This window comes from Streptococcus lactarius, assembly GCF_016642265.1.
Lineage (GTDB): Bacteria > Bacillota > Bacilli > Lactobacillales > Streptococcaceae > Streptococcus > Streptococcus lactarius.
On sequence record NZ_MRXX01000011.1, the window covers coordinates 24,925 to 31,232 of the forward strand.

At 44.4% G+C, this 6,308-nt stretch carries 8 protein-coding genes; all 8 read right to left on the minus strand.

Translation table 11 applies throughout. The features are described from left to right. Nucleotides 1-53: 53 nt before the first annotated feature. On the minus strand, nucleotides 54-530 hold the full coding sequence (ilvN, locus tag BTU61_RS08120; protein ID WP_187538092.1) for an acetolactate synthase small subunit: 477 nt from the start codon (nucleotides 528-530) through the stop codon (nucleotides 54-56). Further along, nucleotides 523-2,223 (minus strand): acetolactate synthase large subunit, encoded by a 1,701-nt coding sequence (locus BTU61_RS08125; protein ID WP_200773107.1) that lies wholly within the window; start codon nucleotides 2,221-2,223, stop codon nucleotides 523-525. The genes ilvN and BTU61_RS08125 overlap by 8 nt, the downstream gene beginning before the upstream one ends. A 276-nt stretch (nucleotides 2,224-2,499) precedes the next feature. Further along, nucleotides 2,500-3,099, minus strand: a complete 600-nt coding sequence (locus BTU61_RS08130; protein WP_200773108.1) for a response regulator transcription factor — start codon at nucleotides 3,097-3,099, stop codon at nucleotides 2,500-2,502. Nucleotide 3,100: 1 nt separating this feature from the next. Then, nucleotides 3,101-4,198, minus strand: a complete 1,098-nt coding sequence (locus tag BTU61_RS08135) for a sensor histidine kinase (protein ID WP_200773109.1) — start codon at nucleotides 4,196-4,198, stop codon at nucleotides 3,101-3,103. Next, nucleotides 4,195-4,935 (minus strand): ABC transporter permease, encoded by a 741-nt coding sequence (locus tag BTU61_RS08140; protein WP_200773110.1) that lies wholly within the window; start codon nucleotides 4,933-4,935, stop codon nucleotides 4,195-4,197. Before BTU61_RS08140 ends, BTU61_RS08135 begins: the two co-directional genes overlap by 4 nt. After that, nucleotides 4,904-5,821, minus strand: coding sequence for an ABC transporter ATP-binding protein (locus tag BTU61_RS08145; protein WP_200773111.1), 918 nt, complete (start codon nucleotides 5,819-5,821; stop codon nucleotides 4,904-4,906). Before BTU61_RS08145 ends, BTU61_RS08140 begins: the two co-directional genes overlap by 32 nt. Then, nucleotides 5,808-6,005 carry a hypothetical protein gene (locus BTU61_RS08150; RefSeq protein WP_200773112.1) on the minus strand — a complete coding sequence of 66 codons (198 nt, stop codon included), beginning with the start codon at nucleotides 6,003-6,005 and terminating at the stop codon, nucleotides 5,808-5,810. The genes BTU61_RS08145 and BTU61_RS08150 overlap by 14 nt, the downstream gene beginning before the upstream one ends. Beyond that, complete coding sequence (locus BTU61_RS08155) at nucleotides 6,002-6,193, minus strand: hypothetical protein (RefSeq protein WP_200773113.1); 192 nt, start codon at nucleotides 6,191-6,193, stop codon at nucleotides 6,002-6,004. Before BTU61_RS08155 ends, BTU61_RS08150 begins: the two co-directional genes overlap by 4 nt. Nucleotides 6,194-6,308 lie beyond the last annotated feature (115 nt).

Genomic DNA, 6,308 nt, shown 5'->3' on the forward strand with positions numbered 1-6,308 from the left:
TTTCTATTTTATTTTGCCGTTTTAGGCGAGGGTAACAATTTTCTGATGAGAATTTAATCTCGAGTAAATCCAGTTGCACCGGTACGGGCGATATTTTTGATGCCGTAAGGACGAATAACCCGGATAAGGGCTTCACTCTTTTCCGCATTTCCCGTCATTTGAACGGTGATCGAGCTTGGAGCTACATCGACCACGGTGGCACGGAAAGGTTGAATAATGGCTAGGATCTCTGCCCGCTTCTCAGCAGGTGCAGAAACTTTCACCAAGATCACTTCACGCTCTAAGTGCGGTTTATCAGTGATATCCCGTACACGGATGACATCGACCTGACGGTTAAGCTGTTTGATGATTTGCTCTACTTCATCGTGGGAAACGACATCAATAATAATGGTAATCCGCGATACATTGGGATCTTCTGTTGCGCCAACAGAAATGCTTTCGATATTGACTTGGCGTCTCGACAGGACACCTGTGAAACGGTTCAGAACCCCTGAGCGGTTTTGAAGTTTGGCTGTTAACATTCTACGCATTAAACTTCACCCCCAACATCTCGTGGTTACTCTTACCAGCTGGTACCATCGGTAAGACGTGCTCTTTCCGAGAAATATCGACTTCGATAAACATCGGTACATTCTCAGTGATCACTTCCAAATCCTTGTCCAAACTATCAGGATCATCAAATTTATAATTTTTAATGCCGTAAGCTTGTGCCATCAATTGGAAATCTGGGAGACTATCAAAGACCGACTCGGACGTTCTTCCATCATAGAAGGCTTCCTGCCATTGGCGGACCATCCCAAGTGAATGGTTGTTGAGCATGACCACCTTGATCGGAACCTTGTAGATATTTAAGATGGCCAATTCCTGGTTGGTCATTTGGAAACCACCATCCCCAACAAAGAGAACAACTTCTTTCTCTGGATTGGCGATTTTCGCTCCGATCGCTGCAGGAACACCGAATCCCATAGTTCCAAGTCCACCTGACGTCACCAATTGACGTTCATTTTGGTATGGATAGTACTGAGCTGTCCACATTTGGTGTTGCCCAACGTCTGTGACGACAATGGCATCCCCTTTGGTCAACTCTCCAATGCGTTCAATCACCGCTTGCGGTTGAACAACCCGTTCTTTCTTATCATAGGAACGAACACGGTTCTTATCTTTTGTGACCTTTTCAATCCATTTTTCAGTATTGTTATGAACGGTCGGTTCAGCTAAAAGCATTTGCAAGGCTTTTTTCGCATCACCAACAACTGGAATATCTACTGCAATAATCTTACCGATTTCTGCTGGATCGATATCAATATGCGCTACTTTCGCCTTCTTCGCAAAGGTCTTGGGATTACCGGTCAAACGGTCATCAAAGCGGCAACCGATACTGATCATAAAATCAGCCTCTGTCATAGCAATATTGGCTGCAAAAGAACCGTGCATCCCACCCATCCCCAAAAATAGCGGGTGGCTAGTTGCGATGGTTCCTTGACCCAAAAGGCTGGTCACAACCGGGATCTGATAGCGTTCTGCTAGAGCTATCAAGTCTTTTGCTGCTTCAGCGTAACTGACCCCACCACCAGCAAGAAGAACTGGTTTTTTCGCCTTACTCAATTGCTTCAAGATCTTTTTGATCTGCAATTCATTGGGCTCTACCGTTGGCTGATAGCTAGGAAGCTTCACAGTTGGATCATAGATGAAGTCCGTCTCTAAAGCAGAGACATCTTTTGGAAGGTCAATGACAACCGGACCTGGACGACCTGTCGTTGCAATGTGAATAGCTTCTGTGATGATCCGGGGAATATCTGCCGTCTCCCGAACTTGATAATTGTACTTGGTAATCGGCATGGTAATTCCTACGATGTCTGCTTCTTGAAAAGCATCTTTCCCGATACCAGCGCGATTGACTTGCCCCGTAAAGACCAGCAAGGGAACACTATCACTCATCGCGTCTGCAATCCCTGTAATGGCATTGGTAGCCCCCGGTCCACTAGTGACGACTGCGATACCCAGCTTTCCAGTCGATTTGGCGTAGCCTTCAGCCTCATGCAAGCACCCTTGTTCATGACGGCCCAAGATATGCTGAATCCCTTTAAAACTATAAATCGCATCGTACAAAGGTAGGACTGCTCCACCTGGATAACCAAAAATCGTATCAATGCCCAGGTCACGCAGGGTTTCAAGTACGAGTTCAGAACCAGTCTTTGCAGTTTCTAAGGTAATTTTCTCCATGTCGCTCCTTTCCAATACTTTGTATTTCAAAATAGCATGTTTCTATGATACCATTTTTAAAAAATATTTCAAGAAAAAATAGCAAATTTTCTGAATTTTCTATTCAAATCCGAATCATGAGAAAATCCCTAAAAAAACAAAGTATTTCTACAAAAAAGGGAGTGGGAAATTTAAAAAAGTCCCACTCCTAACTCCTATGAGCAATGAAATACCACGTCATGCAGTTTTAATTTTGATGTATCAATGTTTCGTCCATTTGCCCCGTTCCTAGCCTCCTTATAGCCATCCTTTTTCTTGGGCGATCTTGGCTGCTTCGGTCCGGTTTTCTGCATTTAACTTGGTCAGAATAGCGGACATATAATTGCGGATGGTTCCATTTGACAGGTATAAATGATCTGCAATTTCTTGATTGGAAGCCCCCTTAGCCACCTCTCTTAAGACTGCTTGCTCTTGCGAGCTCAAGGGATTGGGATGGGTCAGAATAGTTTCCATTAATTCAGGAGAATATTCTTTTTGCCCTGCCAAAACTGTATGCAAGGTCCCCATCAAGTCCGTAATGCGACGTTCTTTTAAGACATAGGCGTCGACTCCAGCCTTGAGAGCCCGCTCAAAGTAACCGGGCCGCTTAAAGGTGGTAACAATGACAACCTTGAGCTGGGGTTGGTGGCTCTTGGCCCATTCAAGAACCTCAAGACCTGTACGGATTGGCATTTCCACATCTAAAATAGCAATATCTACTGACTGACTTTCCAGCAATTGAATCGCCTCTTGGCCATCTCCAGCCTGTAAGACTTCTTCCACGTCCTTTTGCAAAAGCAAGAGCTGGCAGAGAGCATCTCGCAACATACTTTGGTCTTCAGCAACTAATAAGCGCATCTTATTTCCTTTCTTGATAAGGGATGGTTAATTCTATTCGAGTTGGGTTTTTACGATGACTGATCACCAGCTCTCCTCCTAGCAATTCAAGTCGTTCCCGGATCGAATGCAGGTCCTTGTCGGAGACTTTGGCAAAACCGATGCCATTGTCTTCTGCGACCATTTCCACCCCTGTTTCGGTGGAGTGATAAGAGAGATGGGCCTCTGTCGCTTTGGCATGTTTGATCATATTGGTGGCTAATTCCAGAGATACCATGGCCAGAGCAGACTCTAGGATCGGCGAGATACTAGCTGTGTCGAGCTCGTTTTGAATCTCCACTTTGACTTGTGCTACTTCTAGCATTTGCTGGACAGTTTCTAACTCTCTTGTCAGGGTTCGCTGTTTCAAGTTCTCCACAATCTCTCGGACTTGGTGCATGGACTCTTGGCTAATGGCTTGAATTTCTTGTACCTGCTCCTGCGCCTTCTCAACCTGACCCAGTGCTAAGAATTGATCGGCCAGATCTGCCTTAACACTCAGCATGGCAAAGGTGTGTCCCAGACTGTCATGTAGATCGCGGCCAATCCGATGGCGTTCGTTTTCAGCCAGCAAGAGATTGATCTGGGCATTTTGCTTGGCATGGTCAGCTTTCAACTCTTCCATCATCCGATTCCGGACCATACTAAAGGTCATAATCGCGATGAACAAGCAAATGATCAGTACAAAAAGCCAATCATTTTCTCCCATATATCTATTAAATAACAAGGCTCCCAAAAGGATCAGTTGTGATAGAAAGGCCGTCCAAAGAAAGGGGGAACGAAAATTGCTGACTTCAAAACGATAGACTAAAATATTACTTAGATAATAGTAAAACCAACAAAAGCCAGTACCAATATAAAAGGTATTTCCGCCTATATAAGCCAAAAGATAGAGCCAAAAAAACCAGGTCAGTATCTTATTTTCCGTAATGAGGATTCCCAGATAACTCACCATAAAAAAGAGAGCTAAAAAGAAATGCCAGTAAGGAATTTGCCCAAATAAGATAGTAGCAAAAGGAAAGGCCATAAAGATTAGGCCTACGTAAAACATATGGTGAATATGCTTGAGTTTTTCAATCATGCACGAACCTCAGAATGACGACGATAGACGATGACAAGGGTAAACAAGACCAGGGTAAACAAGGTTAAATAGAGACTAGCAAAGCCATTGACCTGCCCCTTATTTAAAAAGGTCTTGATCAGTTCCATCAATTGATAGGTTGGCAGACATTTGCCAATCGCTTGCATCCATTCTGGAAAGACACTAATCGGCATCCATAGGCCACCCATGACAGCCAGTCCCATATAGAGGAGATTGCCCGCAACCGACATCAATTGACTGGAAGGAAGCAGGGTCAAGACCAGACCGATAGCTACAAAAGCTAGACTTCCTAGGATGAGAAGAAAGGCTGCTAAGACCCAATCCTGTATGGACATGTTCACATGCCGCACTACATGACCCACAGTAAAGACGACCCCAATGGATAGGAGAAAGTCTACAAAGAGACCCACAACCTTTATTAAATAATATTCTACCATAGATACCGGGGTATGGCGCAAGACTTTTTGCCAATTGTTGAGTCGATCGGTTTCAAGAACCGTTGGAAAGGAAAATAGAGCCGTAGACATCATGGAAAAAGCCGTCATGGAGAGGAGATAATCCCTCATAAAGTGAGCGGGCGCCCCGGGTGTGTCCTGGTACATCCCTGAAAAGAAGAGATAAAAGGCCGTAGGCATCCCTATTGATAATAAATAATAAATGGCTTGGCGACTGGTCAAATGCCACTCAACTACGCCGAGAGCTTTCATGCGTTTCATCTTCTCTACCTACTTCCTTTGTATTTTCAAAAATAGAATCCAATAAACTTCGATTGGTCACTTCGATCTCTTGGATCGAACAGCCTTCTTCTTGCAATCGCCTCCACAAGCGATTGGCATCACCTGTCACAACTTGAAGGGCATCGGGTTTGACCGTCACTTGACCAATCCCGTCCATCTCTGCCACTAGAGCTTGGTAACGTAAGGGCAGGGTAAAATGTTTTTCTACCTCTTCACTTCTCATAGCGAGTGGTGTCGTATCCCGAAGCAAATGCCCCTGATGCAAGACCAGGATCCGATCGGCCGTATGCTCAACTTCCTCAATGTAATGGGAAGAATAGACAATGGTCACACCTTGATCTTTTAAATCCCTAACAATCTCCCAAAAGCGTTGGCGAGTGGACGTATCCATAGCAGCCGTTGGCTCATCCAAAAACAGCAGACTGGGACGACCAATCAAGGTCAACACAAAGGAGAGGAGACGCTTTTGCCCACCAGACAGCTTACTGGCCAATTGTCTCTTCTGCTCCGAACTAAAACGCAATAGATCATCGATTTCATTGATCGTTAAGGGATTAGGATAAATGGAGCGAAAGAAGTTGATCAGCTCCTGCACGGTTAACTTTTGAACGATGGCATTCTCTTGAGGGAGATAAGACACACTAGCCTTTAATCGAGGATGACCAGGAGACTTCCCTTCTACTTCAATGATTCCAGAAGTCGCTTTCATATCTCCCAGCAGACAATTCATCAAGGTTGTTTTCCCTGACCCGTTTGGCCCAATCAAGGCTAAGCAGTCCCCCTGTTCAACCGCAAAAGAAAGACCTTCTAGAATCACCTTTCCTTTGATGCTTTTTTTCAAGTTCTCAACTCTAATGACACTCATGATGCTCTCCTTTCAACCAGATCTGGCCAGCTGGAATGATGACAAAGACAACCAAGGCAACTCCCCAAACCGTTTGGAAAAACCAGCTAGGAAAATGAGCAGAAAACCAACCCGTCATCTGCTCAGTTAGCCAGAGGACCATACAAAAAGCAAACATCCAGCCAATTTCTAGTTTCTTATTCATTTTTCAAACTCCTTTTTGACCTCTTTAACGAGCTTCAGCCCTTCTTGAGTTGCCCAGCTCACGATGCCTATCCCCGCAAATAATTCCCAAGGGAAATGGTAATAGAGACTATCATCCTTTGAAAAGATCAAATAGACGACCATCCCAGTAACTGTTAACGTAAATACTTTATAGAACCACTGTTTCATTTTTATACCTCTCACTTTCTGACTTTATTATAGCGAAAGACAAAAAATGCCACTAGATGATTTTGTCACTGGCTCACATGACAAATGTCACTAAAAAAAGGCTGGGACAAAAGTC

Excerpts from the sequence above, each read along its gene's own strand:
- BTU61_RS08125 (WP_200773107.1), bottom strand. The coding sequence starts at position 2,223 with ATGGAGAAAATTACCTTAGAAACTGCAAAGACTGGTTCTGAACTCGTA.
- BTU61_RS08135 (WP_200773109.1), bottom strand. The coding sequence starts at position 4,198 with ATGATTGAAAAACTCAAGCATATTCACCATATGTTTTACGTAGGCCTA.
- BTU61_RS08155 (WP_200773113.1), bottom strand. The coding sequence starts at position 6,193 with ATGAAACAGTGGTTCTATAAAGTATTTACGTTAACAGTTACTGGGATG.
- BTU61_RS08130 (WP_200773108.1), bottom strand. The coding sequence starts at position 3,099 with ATGCGCTTATTAGTTGCTGAAGACCAAAGTATGTTGCGAGATGCTCTC.
- BTU61_RS08145 (WP_200773111.1), bottom strand. The coding sequence starts at position 5,821 with ATGAGTGTCATTAGAGTTGAGAACTTGAAAAAAAGCATCAAAGGAAAG.
- ilvN (WP_187538092.1), bottom strand. The coding sequence starts at position 530 with ATGCGTAGAATGTTAACAGCCAAACTTCAAAACCGCTCAGGGGTTCTG.
- BTU61_RS08140 (WP_200773110.1), bottom strand. The coding sequence starts at position 4,935 with ATGAAACGCATGAAAGCTCTCGGCGTAGTTGAGTGGCATTTGACCAGT.
- BTU61_RS08150 (WP_200773112.1), bottom strand. The coding sequence starts at position 6,005 with ATGAATAAGAAACTAGAAATTGGCTGGATGTTTGCTTTTTGTATGGTC.